The following is a 17782-nucleotide window of genomic DNA, read 5'->3' as shown; positions in this document are numbered from 1 at the left end:
GATTCAGGGCGAGGGCCACGAGCGGCTCAGGCAATCCATCGCCACTGCCCTGAAGCGGGTGAAATCGGTGCTGTCCCGCAGGCGGGTCATCGCCCTTTCACGCAGGAACGTCACAAACAGATCGTATATCGCCATCGCCTCTTCATATTCACTTTTGCTGATCGCCAGCAGGAAAATGACATAGGCAGTATCGTCTCCCCAGGCGATGCCGTGCGGCGCCAGCACGGTGTAAACCACGGTTTTCTTTGCCAGCAGCCCCAGCGAGTGCGGCAGCGCAATGCCTTCGCCGAGCATGGTGCTGACAATCGCTTCGCGCTCTTCAACCGACGGATAGAACGCCGCATCCACAAATCCCTCCGCCTCCAGTTGATCGCACAGCTGGCGAAACAGTTCAGACTGGGTCATCGGCCTGTCGACGATATGAAAGTGCTGGGCATCAAAAAATTTCGCCAGCATATAGGGCCGGGTACGGTCCACCAGCACCAGCTTGCCAATCTGTTCCAGCTGAAAACCGGTGGGAAACGGCGACATCACCACTACCGGTTTCTCTTTTTCGCTGAGCCGGATGGTAGAGATAACAAAATCTTCGTCGATGCGGCTGCGCGCCTCATACTCGCGCTGGGACAGGCGGGCCGTGACCTGCAACTGCGGATATTTGCGCAGCAGCATCGCCTCAATCATTCGCAGCGTAGAGTTACCGCTGTCGCAGACCAGCAGCACCTGCGGATGACGCTGATAACCGACGTCATAGTGGCGCTCCAGCCCGACACCGATATGCAGCACCAGAAAGCCAATCTCATTCTCGGTGATCACGTAAGGGGTATATTTTCCCCAGCTGGTCACCGCCGCTAAGGTGACATCATAGGCCATGGGATAGTGCTGTTTGATGTTGCTGAGCAGCGGGTTGGGAATATGAATCTGATAGCGCACCCGCGTAATCATGGTTTTGATGTGGGTGAGCAGGTCAGCACGCAGCTGCTGATCGTTTTGCAGATTGAAGTTGTAATGGGTGTTGATAAAGCTGAGCAGATAATCCACCAGCGCGTCGGCGTCATCAGCATTGATGGCGCTGGGAGCAATCGCCTGAATGCGTCGCGCGGCGATATTGACCCGCAGCCAGTTCTCTTCCGCCGGTGAAATCGGTTTGCTGACCAGCGGACGCATCAGATTAATCAGGTGATGGGCCGCTTCACGCACCTCATCACCAATCTCCTCTGCACCCGGATCGTTAAGCGGATAGCCTTCACTGATGCGCCGCACCGCCACGGCGCAGTAAAGCCGCAGATAGCGTTCACCCTCATCGCTGAGCCGAATGTTGTGCTGAGCAAAACAGCTTTGCAGCAGCGGGCGCAGCGTCTCCAGCATGCCGCTGTTCAGCGCTTCGATAGTGAGCAGCGGGCTCTCGGGCTGCGCCTGATCGATTTGCCATAACAGGTCGGTCAGGCAGGTACGAATTGCCACTTCGCTGCCAAACAGCTTCATGCCGTAGTGTGGCTTGCTCTCAATGGTGAGGTGATAGCGCCCCAGCCATTCGCGCACCTCCGCCATATCATTCTGCAGGGTGGCGCGGCTGACAAACCACTCCTCTGCCAGCTCTTCAAGTTTCAGGGAATAGGCGGCGGTAAGAAAGCGGGTCAGCAGGTAGCGAACCCGATCCGGCGAGGTGCGCGGCACCCGCAGCGGCGACGCGGTATGCTGTTGCAGATGCTGAAAGCGCTGAGCATCCTCAATCTTCAGCTGATAGCCCGCGCCACGATTGAGGACAAACTGCGCGCCATGTTCTGCCAGCAGCGCATTCAGCGCCGTGATATCGGTACGCACGGTGCGTGTCGAGACGGCGAAACGCCGCGCCAGCTCATCCTGAGGCAGCGTTTCGTTTTGCATGGCATCGAACAGTTGCGCAAGGCGCTGATTGGGAAATCTCACAAGCGTTACCTGTTTGCAGACAGAAATAGGGAACATCAGCCTACGGAGATCGTCTCGCAACGTCCATGTTGCGCGATCTGCCTGTAACAGGCAGATCGTGTTGATCTCTAAGCCAGCAGCGTTTTACAGATGGCCAGTAACTGCTTCACATCTTCAACGCGGGTCTCTCCGCTGGCTTTGTCGATGATCGAACTGTAGACGTGCGGGATCACTTTGCTGACGCCCGACTCCAGCGCTATGCGCACGATCTCACCGAAATTTTCCAGATCGATGCCGCCGGTTGGCTCCAGCCAGAAATCCAGCTTTGCACAGGCTTCCGCCACAGCGCGATACTCATCCACCGCCTGCAGACCGCCCATCGGGAAATATTTTACCGAGCTGCCGCCCATATCCTGCAGCATCGCGATCGCCGTTTCGACGGGCACAATCCCGTCACGCTGTTTTGAGCTGCGCGGTCCGGTGGAGATTTTCACCTGCCCTGGCGTGCCGGTGGGCGAGATCAGACCGTTCACTATCGTCTGCGACTGCCCCAGCAGCGCACGGCTGGTGGCGACGCCGGTAAAGACCTGATTCACATGCTGCGGTTGCAGCACTGCCGCGATCTCACTCACCATCTGTGACTGGTTAGGATCGCCCGCACCCAGACCAATCGAGAGCGCATTATCGATCAGCGCGGCATACTCGCGCATATCGGCGATAGCGGCTTCATTGCTGGCGTAGTTTTTCGACAGCACGCCGACCAGCACATGCCCTTCTGCCGCCTGCCAGATAGCGCTCGCATTCTCTTTCGATCCCGCCAGTACGTTAAGGCAGAGACGATCCTGATAGAAATTGGGGGTCAGCGTCATGCGTTTTTCTCTCCGTTTAACAGTGCCTGAATGCGGGTGAAAATAGTGTGCAGTTGATCGGCGCTGACGCTGCGTACGTCCGCCTCAATGATCCCTTCGTTTGCTTTGTATCCACGGAAGTAGATCGCCACATCGCCGTTTTTCAGCGCCTGCACCAGATCGCCGGTGCGCTGCTGGATCGCGGCTTCGTCGAACTTGATCTCAGCACGGGCGATGTCGCGTCCGGCTGCGTCCCACACTACCCGGGCCGTCACGCCATTCAGACCGTTGAGCTGTTCAATGAACGGCGTCATTTTTTCTGCCATCTGCGCGCCGCTGATTTTTGGCTGCGTCAGATAGTTTTCAATCGCCTGGGTCAGCCCCAGGATCCCCTCTTTGCCCACTTTCATCGCGCGGCCAATGCCGTTGGTCTGGCGTTTGACCCACTCAACGTAGTGGTGTCGGCCAATCACCAGTCCGCTGGTCGGCCCTTCAATGGCTTTTGCTCCGCTGTAGATCACCAGATCTGCCCCCGCCTGGTAGTAGCATTGCAGATCCTCTTCAGCCGCCGCATCGACGATCAGCGGGACGCCATGCTGGCGCGCAACGGCTGCGGCCTGCGCCACATTGAGATGGCTCTTCTGCACACAGTGGTGCGATTTTACATAGAGGATCGCCGCGGTCTGTGGGGTGATCGCCGCCGCCAGCTGGGCGGGTGAGCACTCGTTGCTGTAACCCGCTTCCACCAGTTGTCCGCCACCCAGTGCCACCATGCTGCCGACCGGTGCGCCATAGTTCACGTTGTGCCCTTTCGGCACCACAATCTGATGCGGGACGGTCAGCGGCGCGGCATGCAGGTTATCCACCAGCCAGTCGTTGTCTTTCACAATCACCGCCGCCACGCTCTGGGCGATACCGGCCGAGGCGCAGGAGACCACCAGCGCGTTCTCCACCTTCAGCAGACCGGCGATATAAGCACCGGTCTTATCCACCAGATCTTTCATTTCGAAGTAGTGATCGAGGCCATATTTTACCGTATCGATCACCTCACTCGATGGCGTAGAGACGCCGAGGATCGTCATACGGCCAGAGGCGTTAATCACCGGCTTCAGGCCATACTTTTCATATACCGAGGTCATGCGCTATTCCTTCTTCAGTCGCGATCCACGTACCAGCAACGACGGCCGCCAGCGGGACCAGATGCTTCTCACCTGCGACCTGTTCACCTTCTGAATCGATGAATGGCCGGGTTTCCTCTTTGACGCTAAACACAGTCAGATCGGCGTCGTAGCCGACTTTCAGCTGGCCTTTGCGATGCAGGCGCAGTCCTGCCGCCGCATTGACCGTTACGCAGTCAATCACCTGCGGCAGCGTCATACCGACACTGAAAAATTTCGACATCACATGCGCCAGGTTGTGAACCGGTCCGGCCAGACGATTGCGGCAGTAGATGTCAGAGCTGATGGTGTCGGGCAGAATGCCCTGCGCAATCGCCGCGCGGGCGACTTCAAAGCTGAAGCTGGCACTGCCGTGGCCGACATCGAGTTTGACGCCACGCGCGATAGCCTGTTTTACCGCTGCTTTGAGTTCGCCCTGCGGCGTCAGGATACGGTTGGGTTTGCCGTTAAAGCAGTGCGTGATGATGTCGCCCGTGGTGAGCAGATCCGCAATCTGGTCGAGATTGGGCGGATTATTGCCAATGTGAACCATCAGCGGCAGCCCGCCGGTTTCCTGCTGGATCGCCTTCGCTTTGATCAGCGGTTGCACACCATTCTCGCCCACCACGCTGCTGCTGATGCGCGCCTTAAGGCCGACAATAAAATCGGGCAGCCGCGCCACCGCCTGCTGCACCGCCTCGCCATCTATCTGTTTCATGTCAGCCAGCTCATTCTGGGTGACGATGCCAGTGCGGGCGATATTGATCAGCGCATAAACCTGGGTCTGTGCCGCGCGTGTCAGCCGGTAAAAGTCATCAATGTGCTCTGCGCCGGTGCTGCCCGCATCGACAACCGTGGTGACGCCATGCGCAACACCAATCGCATCCGCTTCATCATGATAAATCGGTGATTTGGGATAGCAGTGAACGTGGGAGTCGATCCAGCCTGCGCTGAGGTAGTAACGGCCAGCCAGATCGCGCTCGTGCTGTGCGTTGCCCTGCACCTTGCCTATGGCGGCGATGCGGCCATCCTGCAGCGCAATGTCGACCACCTGCTCATCGCTGAGACGCGCACCGCGAATAATCAAGTCGTACATGGTTTCTCCTTAACGGCAGCCCGCTGCCGGGCTGCCGGTGAGATCAGAGAGCAATCGGAAACAGTGCCCCGAGGATCATCGCGCCGAGGATGGCGCCGCCGGTAATGGGCTTGTTCCAGAGATAGAAGAGCAGCGCGCCCAGCAGCGAACCCAGGCCAATCGGAATGGATGCCGCCATGGCTGACAGGATGATCAGCGGCCCCAGAAAGCGCCCCGAGGCATTACCCGCCCCCATCATCACGTCTGCGCCGTAGGTTGAGTCGCTCTGATTGATGGTGAATTTACGCGCCAGAATAATCAGGTAGCCAATCGCCACACCAATTACCAGGCCCGTCGCCAGCGAGGCAGCGAAGTTCGCCACCGGGAAGACAATGCCCGCACCCAGCAGCAGTGCCGGAACGCCCAGCCCGACGCCGGTCTGAATCGCCCCGCCGATATCCAGAATGCCCACCAGCGAGCCTTCGATGATACGGGCGAACAGGAAGCTGGCACCAAAGGCAGCGACCGCGCCGTAGACGCCGGTCTCCATGCCTGCGCGCAGCATCGACACAAACGCCACTTCGTTGAACGCGCCGATGCCATAGAGGTAATACATGTGTGTCCCGGCAAAGACGCCAGAAGAGAGCAGGCCAACAAAGATCGGGAAAGACCAGTCGGCGTACCAGAAGCCTTTATTTTCGTTCATCGCATCGCCTCTTATTTGCCGCTGACTGAGTTGTGGATCATGTCGAGCCAGCCGGGAATGCCGAGCTGGAAGGACTGCAGCAGCTTCATGTCGAAACCACGGAAGAAGCCGCTCAGCACAAACAGCAGCACGATGGCGGTCATCATGACTTTGGTGACCCGGTTCCAGCCGCTCTCTTCAACGCCTTTACCGATCAGGATACCCAGCACCAGTCCCGGCACGGCATTGCCCATGATCAGCTGCGCCAGACCGCCAAAAATGGTGGCCCAGAAGCCTGACTTTTTGCCCGCGTCGATTGCCGCCAGCCAGAAGATCACCGGCATGACGGTGTTCACCAGCAGGTTAGCGGCGGGCACCAGCACTTTGACCGCCGTGACCTGCAGTGCAGCCGGAACAGCCGAGGCGGTGGAGTTGAGGAAGGCGACCACGATCATGCCGATGATGCCGCAGGCGATGGCCATTTTTTTCGGATCGTGCAGCGTCTCCGCCACATTACGATTCTTCACCATCAAGGCGGCCGCACCCCAGTTTGGAATGATGCGATGATCCACATCCTGAGTGAATGAACCGGCTGCGACAGATGATGCCCAGGCATTGAAAAAGAAGCCAAGACCAAAGGAGAAGTGGGATGCCGGATCGCCCTCGCAAGAGTTCAGCTCGCCCAGCGTACGGAAAGCGCCCATGCCCTGAGTGGTTGGCGCGTGGAACATGCGCGCCGCACCCGCGCCGACGCCGACCCCTACCAGCCCGCCAATGATCAACGACTTAAACAAAATGATTAAAAACATGTTGTTGTACCTTGTTGTCGTTTTTACCTGCCCTATCGCACGCCACCGCATCGCCCACGCCTGATCATCGCGATGTCGCGACAGCAGAGCATCGGGCAAACGGCTGGCTGGCGTTAACAGGCTCTGTTTTACGATGCCGCCGTGAACGCCACCTGTTCGGTGTCGAAAACGGTGACGCTGACGGTGATCTCCAGCGTGACGCTGAAGCTCCGCCGTTGGCGCGCCAGAAAGAAGAAGAGAAACTTCTCGGTTTTGACGCTCTCCTGCGCGCGCAGCACCCGGACATCCTGAGGTTCAATGCGCAGCAGAATTTTTTGCGTCGCGCGCAGAACCTGGTTCTGCACACGACTCAGGGCATCGGCAAAGGCTTTCGCTTTGGTGTCGCCTTTGCCCTCGACCGTCACCTGGGTAACGTATTGTTCTTTCATAATCAGCTGCCGTGCTTCTTGTTCCAGGCCTGCACCAGCCGCTCGCCTAACTCTTCTTTATCCATAAAGCCGAAGCCCAGCACCGTGGCACCTTCATTGATGGCGGTGACGCCTTCGTCGACAGAACGCATGCCATGCTTTGCTTTGTAGCCATATTTGTTCTGAGCGGTGATAGCACCAGCGCCGCCGCTGCCGCAGAACGAGATGCCGAAATCGGCGTTTTCCGCCTTCATCACGTCACCCAGTTTCATGTCAGCGGCGACACCTGGCACCACGACGGCACGGCCACCCGCTTTTTCGATGCCCGCAGCTACTTTCTGTCCTTTACCTAAACGATCGCCAATCACTACTGTTACCATGTTGTGTTCCTCTCTAGTTGTTTGATCGCGCGACTTCAATATGCACTGACAGCAGCCAGGCCTCTTCGCGGGGCAGATTGCCAAACAGATCGACGACCTGCTGCGCCAGCGCTAACGTTTCCGGCGGAATATCTTCAAACAGCTCCGCTTCCACTTCCGGCAGCGGCTCACCGCTCAGCGAGCGTGACGCCATGGCACCGACATGCGATTGCAGCATCTGCTGCTGAACCGCATTGGGCTGAATACCCTGCTGCTGATAGATCGCAGCAATCTGCGTCATCACGCTGTCAGCCAGCTGTTGCACTTTCTCAGGTGCCGCTTCATACACCGGGACGCCGTTATTACTCACCTTGCTACTCCTGTTAAACCGGATAATTCGCGTTAAAAACAAATTAACGGTCATCGCCCCGGCTGTGGAGAGGCAACATTTCCAGCAGCAAGTGGAAATTGAAGTGAAGGTTGTGCGTCAGATCGCAGGCTGCATGCTTAGTGCGACATGCGTCGCAAAATGCGCAATTTGATGGATTAAATCGTGAAAGGCGGCGATGTTGTGCGGCGACAAGCCGGACGCGCGGGGGTTCAGGGTGCGGTGATAAGCAGAAGTGATGGTAAAAAACCGCCGGTCGGGCTGACCGGCGATCTGATTAACGGAATTTCTTATGGTTAGTATTGCGGATGTCGTCGAACTTCGCTGCTTCGCGCTTTGCACCATCCACGTTGTTGGCTTTCGCCAGCGTGCTGACCACATCGATCTGCGCGATCAGCGAGTCGATACCGGCATGGAAATCTTTCACCTGTGGACTGTCAGCCGGCTGGCCTTCCAGCTTATCCGGCGTGCCCTTTCGCGCATCCTGTGCCGCGGCACGCATTTTGGTTAACGCCTGCTGCATCTCCTGGGCATTGTCACTTTTTTTGACGATTTTCAGGTTCGCATTCAGTGTATCCATATCCTGCTCCAGATCCGCCGCATAGAGACTGACGCTGGAGAACAACAGAGAAGCCGACAACATTGCAATCACATGCTTACGCATCATTACTTCCTTTTTATTGTGATGAAAAAAAAGCAGCCAACCGGCTGCTTCAGGAATCCATCTTTATTGTCCCGCTATCTTCATCTCAGGCAGTAACACTGAACCGCACTGGATATTGCTGCGGGTTTCAATATCGTCACCGATGGTCACCATGTTGCGCCACATCTCTTTGAGATTTCCGGCGATAGTCACTTCGCTGACCGGGTACTGAATAACGCCATTCTCGACCCAGAATCCGGCCGCACCGCGTGAGTAATCACCGGTAATCGCGCTGACGCCCTGACCCATCAGTTCGGTCACCACTAACCCGGTGCCCATCTGCTTCAGCAGGTCGTCAAAGCTGTGGCCCTGGCCGGCAATGCGCCAGTTATGAATGCCGCCAGCGTGACCGGTGCTGGTCAGGCCCAGTTTGCGGGCTGAGTAGCTGGTTAACAGCCAGGTCTGCAGCACGCCATCTTTAATGATGTCGCGCGCCTGGGTACGCACCCCTTCGCTGTCGAATGGCGTGGAGGCGATCCCTTTCAGCAGATGCGGCTGTTCATTGATGGTGAGCCACTCCGGCAGGATCTGCTGACCCATAGAATCCAGCAGGAAGGTCGATTTACGGTAAACGTTGCCGCCGCTGATCGCGCCAACCAGATGACCAAATAAGCCGGTTGCCACTTCTGAGGCGAAAATCACCGGGGCTTTCATGGTCGGAAGTTTACGCGGTGCCAGACGGGAGAGCGTGCGGCGCGCGCACTCTGCACCGACCCACTCCGGGCTCTTCAAATCTTCAAACGCGCGGCCAATGGTGTAGGCGTAGTCGCGCTCCATGTTGCCATCCTGCTCGGCAATCACGCTGCTGGAGAGCGAGTGACGGCTTGAGCAGTAGCTCTGCAACATACCGTGGCTGTTGCCAAAGACTTTGATGCCGACATGGCTGTTGAAGCTGCCACCTTCGGTATTGGTAATACGCTTGTCGGCGCGCAGTGATGCCTGTTCCGCCTGCGCAGCCAGTTCAATGGCGCGGTCAGCATCAATCTCCCACGGATGGTAGAGATCCAGGTCTGGCGCATCATAGGCCAGCAGCTCTGCGTCGGCCGGACCGGCAAAGGGATCGGGCGAGGTATAGCGTGCAATATCAATCGCCGCCTGCACGGTGCGTTTGATCGCGTCCGGGCTGAGGTCGGTCGATGAGGCGCTGCCTTTACGATTCTGATGATAGACGGTGATGCCCAGCGCACCGTCGCTGTTGAATTCGACGTTTTCCACTTCGCCATAGCGGGTGCTGACCCCGATGCCGGTGGTTTTACTGACTGCCACTTCCGCGCTGTCAGTGCTTGCTTTAGCCAGTTCAAGTGCCTGCGCAATGGCCTGCTCCAGTACTTTTCGCTGTTCTGCAACCTGAGTAGATACGTTCATCGACCTGCCGTCTAATCTTATGTGTGAATGATTTGAGTCTATCAGAGTCAGAGAACAATTTCGCAGTCACCCGATAAACTGGTAGGATTAGCCTCTTTTTTTTGGGAGCCCGGAAATGACCAAACAGCCCGATGAGTGGCTCGACGATGTGCCAGATAATGACGAAGAAGAAGATGAAGAGATTATCTGGGTCAGTAAGAGTGAAATTAAACGCGATGCAGAAGAGTTAAAGCGCCTGGGTGCCGAACTGGTTGATCTGGGTAAAAACTCGCTGGATAAAATCCCGCTGGATGAGCGCCTGCGTACCGAAGTTGAACTGGCACAGCGCATCAAGAAAGAGGGTCGCCGCCGTCAGCTGCAGCTGATCGGTAAACTGCTGCGCAGTATTGATGTGGAGCCGATCCGCGTTGCGCTGGACAAGCTCAATAATCGCCATAACCAGCAGGTTGCGCTGTTCCATAAACTGGAAATGCTGCGCGATCGTCTGATTGAACAGGGTGATGAAGCGATGGGCGACGTGATTGCGCTTTATCCCGATGCCGATCGTCAGCAGTTACGCAGCATGATCCGTAACGCGCAGAAAGAGAAAGCGGGCAGCAAGCCGCCGAAGTCTGCCCGTCAGATTTTCCAGTATCTGCGCGAACTGGCCGAAGCGAAGTAACGCCATGGCGGGCAGCCTCGCCCGCCTCCCGGCAGCGCATTCATCGATAGATGTAGAGAATACCGGTACGCAGCCGCAGCTGGCGTTCGCTCGATGTCGCAGAACGTCCGATATCGCCAAAGGTGACATAAGGCACCCAGACGCGATCGTTGCCAAGCGCATAATCGAACTGTAACTCCTGTTCGTAATCATCATGTTTATTGGCAAAGAGTTTCGCATCCGCGTGCTTATACACCAGCTTATACGTAGTGGTTAGCCGATCGCTTTTATTTCGCAGATAGAGATCAAAACGGTTGGCAGTGCGATGCCGGTCAGTATCGCAATAATCAATACCTCCGGTACGGCATTGATCGTCATGTGCATAATCGGTCAGCTCAAGACGATAAAGGCCACCGAGAGACCAGCGATCATTAAATTTATACCAGGGTGCCACACCAAATTTCCATTCAGTGCGCGAGGAGTTAAACTCTGGCTGAATAAAAGGCGACACTGTCCAGTTCCCCCAGTAATACGATTTCAGAAATGTCACCTCCACCACATTTAACACGGTGTCGTTATAATATTTGTCTTTTGGATCGGCGCCGCCGGTTTTGAATTTGGTTTCGACGCCGAGAAACATATTGTCCGGCAGCGTGGTGCTCAGACCCAGCTTGTCGTAGTGCGTGCGGTCGCGAAGGCGGTACTCATGCCGGTAATCAACGGTGGCAGTGGCCAGCGCCGCAGCAGAACTGCATAACAGCGCGGCGCCCAGCAAAAACGGCAATGAAATATTATTTCCCATATGAACATCCTTATTAGTGGTAATCAGAGCAATGAATTATCCGAACTCATTCATTTAACTCAAAGTTAACTTATATTTAAAATATTCATCAATATAAGACCGCGCATAAAGATAACCCGTTATTTATTCCTTTAACCTTAAGGCTTTAATTGTTATTCCTCAGCAACAACAGGGATGATGCTAGAAATAACCGGCGAGAGCGGCCTTTCTGTTTCAGACACTAATAAGAAAAATATGGCAACGGCAGGAAGAGTGAGCAGATCGAATTCAAAAATATGCGGGATTTATTGAGGGAATAATATTTCCGGGAATAACGCTTTTAAAAAAGCGCCCGAAACGGGCGCCTGTGACATTATGCCAGCCTGTCCAGCAGCTTCTGGTGGATGCCACCAAACCCGCCGTTGCTCATGACCAGAATCGTGTCGCCTGGCTGAGCGGCTTTGGCCACCATTTCCACCAGGGTATCGATATCCGCGCTCCAGTACGCAGGCGGAATGCACGCTTCTGCGACATCTGATACCTGCCACGGAATATGGTGCGGCTGGAACAGAAAGACCTCATCAGCACGCGCCAGCGACGGTGCCAGATCGTTCTTGCTGACGCCCATCTTCATGGTATTAGAGCGTGGCTCCAGCACAGCCAGGATACGCGCTCTGCCGCCAACTTTGCTACGCAGGGCAGCCAGCGTCGCCAGAATCGCGGTCGGATGGTGGGCGAAGTCATCATAGACTTTGATACTGTTCACTTCGCCGCGCAACTCCAGCCGTCGACGCGCATTGATAAAGCTGTTCAGCGCCTGGCCTGCATCTTCCGGCTTCACACCCACATGGCGCGCGGCAGCAATCGCCATCAGCCCGTTGTGCATATTGTGTTCACCCACCAGCGCCCAGTTCACTTCCCCGACTTTTTCGCCGTCGAGCCAGATTTCCCAGTGAGAGGCATCGTTAGTGAGCTTCTTCGCCTGCCAGCGCCCGTGCTCGCCGACGTTCTCCTGTTCGCTCCAGCAGCCCATCGCCATCACCTGTTTGAGGTTAGGATCATGTTCCGGCAGCAGGATCTTGCCCTGGCCCGGCACGATCCGCACCAGATGGTGGAACTGCTTCTGGATCGCCCGCAGATCGTCAAAGATATCGGCGTGATCAAACTCAAGATTATTGAGGATCAGCGTACGTGGGCAGTAATGGACAAACTTGGAACGCTTATCGAAAAACGCGCAGTCGTACTCATCCGCCTCAATCACGAAGAATGGACTTTTTCCTAATTTTGCCGAGACATCGAAGTTTCCGGGTACACCACCAATAATAAAGCCTGGCTCAAGGCCGCAGGCCTCAAGAATCCACGCTGCCATGCCGGCTGTGGTGGTTTTGCCGTGGGTTCCCGCGACCGCCAGCACCCAGCGATCGCGCAGCACGAAATCGTGCAGCCACTGCGGGCCAGAGAGGTAAGGAATGTTGCGTTCCAGCACTGCTTCCACGCAAGGATTACCCCGCGTCATCGCGTTGCCGATTATCACCAGGTCAGGCACCGGGTCAAGCTGGCTGGCGTCGTAACCTTCTGTTAATTCAATGCCTTGCTGTTCAAGCAAAGTACTCATAGGTGGGTAAACGTTGGCGTCTGACCCGGTCACCTGATGACCAAGTGAACGGGCCAGCATCGCCAGACCGCCCATAAAAGTGCCACAAATCCCGAGGATGTGAATGCGCATTACGTGATCCATTACTCAAAAGTTCGGCGCACAGTGTAACGCCGCTAGCAGATGGAAGAAACGGATTAGGACTATGGTTTTTGAAGTTCAATCGGCTAAACTGCGTACGCATCCGTTGGCAGACTGTTACGCGTGCTGCCACTCCATCGAAGATTCAGGGAATGTGTTATGAAAACGTTGGGCGAATTTATCGTCGAGAAGCAGCATGACTTTCCGCACGCTACAGGTGAACTGACAGCGCTGATTTCCGCTATTAAGCTGGGTGCCAAAATCATCCACCGCGATATCAACAAAGCCGGTTTAGTGGATATTCTGGGTGCCAGCGGCGTCGAGAATATTCAGGGTGAGCAGCAGATGAAACTTGATCTGTTTGCCAACGAGAAACTGAAGGCAGCACTGAAGGCACGCGGCATCGTCGCCGGTATCGCTTCTGAGGAAGAAGACGAGTTTGTGATCTTTGAAGGTGAAGAAAACGGTAAGTACGTGGTGTTAATGGATCCACTGGATGGTTCTTCTAACATCGACGTTAACGTTTCCGTCGGCACCATTTTCTCTATCTACCGCCGCGTCAGCGAGCCGGGTACGCCGGTTGTTGAAGCGGACTTCATGCAGCCAGGCAACAAGCAGGTCGCTGCCGGTTACGTGGTTTACGGCTCCTCCACCATGATGGTTTATACCACCGGTGCAGGCGTGCATGCGTTTACTTACGATCCGTCTCTGGGTGTGTTCTGCCTTAGCCACGAACGTATGACCTATCCACCAACGGGTTACACCTACTCTATTAACGAAGGTAACTACATTCGTTTCCCGCAGGGTGTGAAGAAATATCTGAAGTTCTGTCAGGAAGAGGATCTGCCAACGCACCGTCCTTATACCTCACGTTACATCGGATCGCTGGTCGCGGATTTCCATCGTAATCTGCTGAAAGGCGGCATCTACCTCTACCCAAGCACCGCCAGCCATCCTCAGGGTAAGCTGCGTCTGCTGTATGAGTGCAACCCGATGGCGTTCCTGGCAGAGCAGGCGGGCGGTAAAGCCAGCGACGGTCAGAAGCGTATTCTGGATATTCCACCGGTCACGCTGCATCAGCGCTGCCCGTTCTACTGCGGTAACGAGGCGATGGTGAACGACGTTGAGCGTTTCCTGGCCGAGTTCCCGGATTGCCGTCAGGGTTAATCCGGCAGTGATATAAAAGTCATATAAAAAGCAAGGGCGCGATTTTCGCGCCCTTGCTGTTTTTACGCCGTCTGCAACCTGAACTGCGCCATGGTTGCCTGAAGCTGATCGGACTGCGCTTCCAGCGACTGGGTCGCGGCGGTTGCCTGCTCCACCAGTGCCGCGTTCTGCTGCGCCGCCGCATCCATCTGTGTGACCGCCAGATTGACCTGCTCAATGCCACGGCTCTGTTCGTCGGAGGCCATCGAGATCTCTTTCATCAGCGCCGTTACGCGCATGACCTCACCAGAAATCTCATCCATGGTTTCCCCGGCCCGCGTCGCCATCTCGCTGCCCTCTTTCACCCGCGACTGTGAATCACTAATCAGCGTACGGATCTCTTTGGCCGCGTTAGCGCTGCGCTGTGCCAGCGTGCGCACTTCATTTGCCACTACCGCAAAGCCACGGCCCTGTTCGCCTGCGCGCGCCGCTTCAACGGCGGCGTTGAGCGCCAGGATATTAGTCTGGAAGGCGATACCATCAATCACGCCAAGAATGTCGCCGATACGATTGGCACTGTCGGTAATCTCATGCATTTTTTCCATCACGTAGCAGACCACCTCTGCGCCGCGATCGGCGGTATCAGAGACCGCGTTAGCCAGCTGGTGCGCCTGCTGGGCGTTGCTGGCGTTAAGCCGCACGGTTGCCGTGAGCTGCTCCATGCTGGCCGCAGTCTGCTCCAGCGAGGCGGCGGACTCTTCGGTACGCTGCGACAGATTGACGTTGCCCGCGGCCAGTTCACGGCTGCCGATGTCGATCTGCATACTCGCTTCGCGCACCTGACTCACCGAGGTACGCAACGACTGCTGCATCCCGGCGAGCGCATGATTAAGCCGCCCCAGCTCATTGTTGCCCGACGGTGGCAGCACCTGCGAGAGGTCACCCGCCGCGACCTGCTCAAGATGGAGAATGGCCAGGTTCAGCGGCTGCAGCAGCATCCGACGCAGCAGTTGCCAGGCGAGCACCAGCAGCAGCAGTGTTAATACCACCGCCACGGCGATCAGGATTTTCATTTTGGTTTCGTTGTAGGCCGCCTGCGCCAGCTGGGCCTGCGTGATTTGATCGGCCAGCTGGCTGAAGTCCGTGACGGCCTTGTTGTAGCTGGCCGCCAGCGTCGCCAGGTTGCCTTCCAGCAGCTGGTAATACTCGTCGGTATATTGCTTATCCAGGGCGTTCATCATCGGTTTGATGCCCTGGTCGAGATAGGCTTTGTAACTGGCCGAAACCGCATCGGCCAGCTTTTTGCCGTGCGCCGTCACCGTTCCGGCGTCCACAAAGCGCTTCAGGCTTTGCTGTGATGAGACCACATCCGCCTGCGACAGTTTTGTTACTGCCGCCCCCTCTTCCAGTAAACCAATTTCAATTTTACGCACCGCCAGCGCGGCGTTAGCGCGGGCCCGCATCAGATCGGCATTGCTCTGGTAAAGACTGTTCAGCTCGATCCCCTGAATGCGGTTGATCACATCCAGCGAGCGATTCCCTTTGTTAATTGCCACGATACCCATAAAACTCACCGCCAACAGCAGCAGTGTCATAAATGCCAGCAAGGCCAGCAACCCCGTGCGAAGTGATAACTGTTTCATCCAGATAGTTTCCGTGTATGTGAAAAGGCAAATTTTCCAGCGGCCCTAAAACGGATGAAGTATCGGCAGTAACGGCGCGAAACTTTAACCCTGATTAGTGTTAACAACTTGATCATCACGGGAACATCCATCAAGCTAATCGCCGCTTATCCGTTCTCCGGAGAAAAGAATGAAACCAGGATTACTTCTGATGCTGCTGTGCCTCAGCACGGCGGCGCTGGCAGAGGATATGCCCCAGGACGCCTCGCCCGACCGCTGCCTCAATGACGCCTCTACTACCCTTGCCATGAACCAGTGCTACGCTGCGGCCAATCGGGCCTGGGATCAGGAGATGAATAAGCAGTACAACAAACTGATGAAAACCCTCTCCGGCGAACCTAAAAACAAACTGCGTGTCGCACAGCGCGCCTGGCTGAGCTACCGCGACAGCTGGCTTGAGGCGAGCCGCAGCCAGCTCAGTACACAAGGCTCGCTGGGCAGCGTGGCGCTGAACGCTCAGAGCCTGAGCCTGGTGCGCAATCAGGCACTGATGTTGCAGTCACTTGGTAAAGGCAGCTGTGCTAACCCCGATGACTGCTGATCGATAACCGGCTTTTGCGCTGACTGAAGTCAGCGCACTCATTAACCTTCAGGGAGAAGCCATGGCTGCTTACGCCTCGACCATCATTCTGATTTGCCTCGCCGTACTGAGTTATTTCGTTCACAACAACGCGGTCACGATTTCGATTCTGGTGCTGCTGGCGATTAAAATCACCCCGCTGGCTCAGTTCTTCCCCTACGTAGAAAAACAGGGCATTACCTTAGGCATCATTATTCTTACCGTGGCGGTGATGGCCCCGCTGGCAAGCGGCTCACTGCCCGCCTCTGCGCTGATCAAGTCGTTTGCTAACTGGAAGTCGATTGTGGCGATTCTGGTAGGGATCTTTGTCGCCTGGCTGGGCGGCCGTGGCGTGAACTTTATGAGCGTCCAGCCTTCGGTGATTGGTGGTCTGCTGATTGGTACGGTGATTGGCGTGGCGTTCTTCCGTGGGGTGCCGGTAGGACCACTGATTGCCGCAGGCATTGTTTCGCTGTTTGTGGCGGCTAAGTAGCGTTTGGGCGCATTCCGAAACGCCAAAAAGGGGGCATACTTTCAGAGTCAGTTGGCTATAATAGCCGACACTCAACATACGACTACTGAAGGAATGCCAGATGAGTTTGAACCAGGTGCCAGCAGGTAAAGACCTGCCAGAAGATATCTACGTTGTCATTGAGATCCCAGCGAATGCTGATCCGATCAAATATGAAGTTGATAAAGAGTCTGGTGCCCTGTTTGTAGACCGTTTCATGTCTACCGCCATGTTCTATCCGTGCAACTACGGCTACATCAACCATACCCTTTCTCTGGATGGTGATCCGGTTGACGTACTGGTTCCGACCCCGTATCCACTGGTTCCAGGCTCAGTGATCCGCTGCCGTCCGGTTGGCGTGCTGAAAATGACCGACGAGTCTGGCGAAGATGCCAAGCTGGTTGCCGTTCCGCACACCAAACTCTCTAAAGAGTACGATCACATCAAAGATGTGAACGACCTGCCAGAACTGCTGCGTGCACAGATCACCCACTTCTTTGAGCACTACAAAGATCTGGAAAAAGGCAAATGGGTGAAAGTGGATGGCTGGGATAATGCCGAAGCCGCTAAAGCTGAAATCATCTCCTCTTACGAGCGCGCACAGAAGAAGTAATTCTGCTGCCGGTTTGTGAGTCGAAAAAAAAACACCGTCCGGATGGACGGTGTTTTTGTTCAGGCCTCTGGCTCCTCATCGCGCTTCAGCCAGTCACCACTCATGATGCGCTGGCGTCCTGCCACTGAGCGTTGATAGACATAAAGCCATGCACTGCCAAACGGCGTCTGAGTCAGATAACGTTTGTACTCTCCCCCTTTGGTGCGAAGCGCATCCAGCTCCGCAAGGGTTGAGGCATCAATGCGGTACACCTCACAATGTACCGCTCCATTGCCCTCAATCACGCCGGGATAATGGCCCAGACTGTAAAGCTCAAAGCCTTCAATCTGGTGATCACCCAGCCACTGCGCATTCGTCATCCAGTGACTGTTTCCCTGTTTGCGCCGTAAACTGCCGTAGACAATTATTCGCATT

The 17782-nt window shown here is 55.9% G+C and carries 20 protein-coding genes; 5 read left to right on the top strand and 15 right to left on the bottom strand.

Features of this window, described 5'->3' with window-relative positions; translation table 11 throughout:
- Window positions 1-3 precede the first annotated feature (3 nt).
- The 11 genes from EPG66_RS15130 to pmbA form a co-directional block, all read right to left on the bottom strand.
- Complete coding sequence (locus EPG66_RS15130) at window positions 4-1926, bottom strand: BglG family transcription antiterminator (protein WP_031594357.1); 1923 nt, start codon at window positions 1924-1926, stop codon at window positions 4-6.
- Window positions 1927-2033: 107 nt separating this feature from the next.
- The gene (dagF, locus tag EPG66_RS15125) at window positions 2034-2774 is read right to left on the bottom strand and encodes a 2-dehydro-3-deoxy-phosphogluconate aldolase (protein WP_143991037.1); all 741 of its coding nucleotides are present in this window, start codon (window positions 2772-2774) and stop codon (window positions 2034-2036) included.
- Window positions 2771-3892, bottom strand: coding sequence for a DgaE family pyridoxal phosphate-dependent ammonia lyase (locus tag EPG66_RS15120; protein ID WP_182687385.1), 1122 nt, complete (start codon window positions 3890-3892; stop codon window positions 2771-2773). The genes dagF and EPG66_RS15120 overlap by 4 nt, the downstream gene beginning before the upstream one ends.
- Entirely contained in the window at window positions 3876-5006 is a 1131-nt protein-coding gene (locus EPG66_RS15115; protein WP_182687384.1) for an amidohydrolase/deacetylase family metallohydrolase, read from the bottom strand. The genes EPG66_RS15120 and EPG66_RS15115 overlap by 17 nt, the downstream gene beginning before the upstream one ends.
- 43 nt (window positions 5007-5049) lie before the next feature.
- On the bottom strand, window positions 5050-5691 hold the full coding sequence (locus EPG66_RS15110) for a DUF4310 family protein (protein ID WP_010256482.1): 642 nt from the start codon (window positions 5689-5691) through the stop codon (window positions 5050-5052).
- Window positions 5692-5702: 11 nt separating this feature from the next.
- Window positions 5703-6479: a DUF4311 domain-containing protein gene (locus EPG66_RS15105; protein WP_008925780.1), complete on the bottom strand. Its 777-nt coding sequence runs from the start codon at window positions 6477-6479 to the stop codon at window positions 5703-5705.
- A gap of 128 nt (window positions 6480-6607) precedes the next feature.
- Window positions 6608-6907 (bottom strand): DUF4312 family protein, encoded by a 300-nt coding sequence (locus EPG66_RS15100; RefSeq protein ID WP_010256479.1) that lies wholly within the window; start codon window positions 6905-6907, stop codon window positions 6608-6610.
- 2 nt (window positions 6908-6909) lie between these two features.
- Window positions 6910-7266 (bottom strand): SFCGS family glycine-rich protein, encoded by a 357-nt coding sequence (locus tag EPG66_RS15095; protein WP_010256477.1) that lies wholly within the window; start codon window positions 7264-7266, stop codon window positions 6910-6912.
- Window positions 7267-7279: 13 nt separating this feature from the next.
- Complete coding sequence (locus tag EPG66_RS15090) at window positions 7280-7615, bottom strand: glycine dehydrogenase (protein WP_031594489.1); 336 nt, start codon at window positions 7613-7615, stop codon at window positions 7280-7282.
- 295 nt (window positions 7616-7910) lie between these two features.
- Window positions 7911-8297: a cytochrome b562 gene (cybC, locus tag EPG66_RS15085; RefSeq protein ID WP_031594490.1), complete on the bottom strand. Its 387-nt coding sequence runs from the start codon at window positions 8295-8297 to the stop codon at window positions 7911-7913.
- 63 nt (window positions 8298-8360) lie between these two features.
- Window positions 8361-9701 (bottom strand): metalloprotease PmbA, encoded by a 1341-nt coding sequence (gene pmbA / locus EPG66_RS15080; RefSeq protein WP_182687382.1) that lies wholly within the window; start codon window positions 9699-9701, stop codon window positions 8361-8363.
- A 115-nt stretch (window positions 9702-9816) separates the two neighbouring features.
- On the opposite strand from pmbA, the gene yjgA reads away from it, so the two are divergent.
- A complete protein-coding gene (gene yjgA, locus EPG66_RS15075) occupies window positions 9817-10362 on the top strand; it encodes a ribosome biogenesis factor YjgA (RefSeq protein ID WP_010256467.1) in 546 nt (181 codons plus the stop codon).
- Window positions 10363-10402: 40 nt separating this feature from the next.
- On the opposite strand, the gene EPG66_RS15070 is transcribed toward yjgA, so the two are convergent.
- Both EPG66_RS15070 and mpl read right to left on the bottom strand, forming a co-directional pair.
- The gene (locus EPG66_RS15070) at window positions 10403-11143 is read right to left on the bottom strand and encodes an oligogalacturonate-specific porin KdgM family protein (RefSeq protein ID WP_115758027.1); all 741 of its coding nucleotides are present in this window, start codon (window positions 11141-11143) and stop codon (window positions 10403-10405) included.
- A gap of 352 nt (window positions 11144-11495) precedes the next feature.
- Window positions 11496-12848: a UDP-N-acetylmuramate:L-alanyl-gamma-D-glutamyl-meso-diaminopimelate ligase gene (gene mpl, locus EPG66_RS15065; RefSeq protein WP_182687380.1), complete on the bottom strand. Its 1353-nt coding sequence runs from the start codon at window positions 12846-12848 to the stop codon at window positions 11496-11498.
- 168 nt (window positions 12849-13016) lie between these two features.
- Here mpl and fbp point away from each other — a divergent pair, with 168 nt between their 5' ends.
- Window positions 13017-14024: a class 1 fructose-bisphosphatase gene (gene fbp / locus EPG66_RS15060; protein ID WP_010256459.1), complete on the top strand. Its 1008-nt coding sequence runs from the start codon at window positions 13017-13019 to the stop codon at window positions 14022-14024.
- 62 nt (window positions 14025-14086) lie between these two features.
- On the opposite strand, the gene EPG66_RS15055 is transcribed toward fbp, so the two are convergent.
- Window positions 14087-15646 carry a methyl-accepting chemotaxis protein gene (locus EPG66_RS15055; RefSeq protein ID WP_031594492.1) on the bottom strand — a complete coding sequence of 520 codons (1560 nt, stop codon included), beginning with the start codon at window positions 15644-15646 and terminating at the stop codon, window positions 14087-14089.
- Between the two features lie 169 nt (window positions 15647-15815).
- Between EPG66_RS15055 and EPG66_RS15050 the strand changes: the two genes are divergently transcribed.
- From EPG66_RS15050 to ppa, 3 genes are all read left to right on the top strand, one after another.
- Window positions 15816-16226 carry a lysozyme inhibitor LprI family protein gene (locus tag EPG66_RS15050; protein ID WP_064704055.1) on the top strand — a complete coding sequence of 137 codons (411 nt, stop codon included), beginning with the start codon at window positions 15816-15818 and terminating at the stop codon, window positions 16224-16226.
- 61 nt (window positions 16227-16287) lie between these two features.
- The gene (locus EPG66_RS15045; protein ID WP_003855520.1) at window positions 16288-16737 is read left to right on the top strand and encodes a DUF441 domain-containing protein; all 450 of its coding nucleotides are present in this window, start codon (window positions 16288-16290) and stop codon (window positions 16735-16737) included.
- Window positions 16738-16837: 100 nt separating this feature from the next.
- On the top strand, window positions 16838-17368 hold the full coding sequence (ppa, locus tag EPG66_RS15040) for an inorganic diphosphatase (protein ID WP_003855519.1): 531 nt from the start codon (window positions 16838-16840) through the stop codon (window positions 17366-17368).
- A 59-nt stretch (window positions 17369-17427) separates the two neighbouring features.
- On the opposite strand, the gene EPG66_RS15035 is transcribed toward ppa, so the two are convergent.
- Window positions 17428-17781 carry a gamma-glutamylcyclotransferase family protein gene (locus tag EPG66_RS15035; protein WP_010256451.1) on the bottom strand — a complete coding sequence of 118 codons (354 nt, stop codon included), beginning with the start codon at window positions 17779-17781 and terminating at the stop codon, window positions 17428-17430.
- Between the last annotated feature and the right edge of the window lies 1 nt (window position 17782).

The organism is Pantoea pleuroti (genome assembly GCF_014156615.1).
In the GTDB taxonomy this organism is placed as follows: domain Bacteria; phylum Pseudomonadota; class Gammaproteobacteria; order Enterobacterales; family Enterobacteriaceae; genus Pantoea; species Pantoea agglomerans.
Note: the sequence above shows the minus strand (reverse complement) of the source record. Positions and strands in the feature narration are given on the sequence as shown.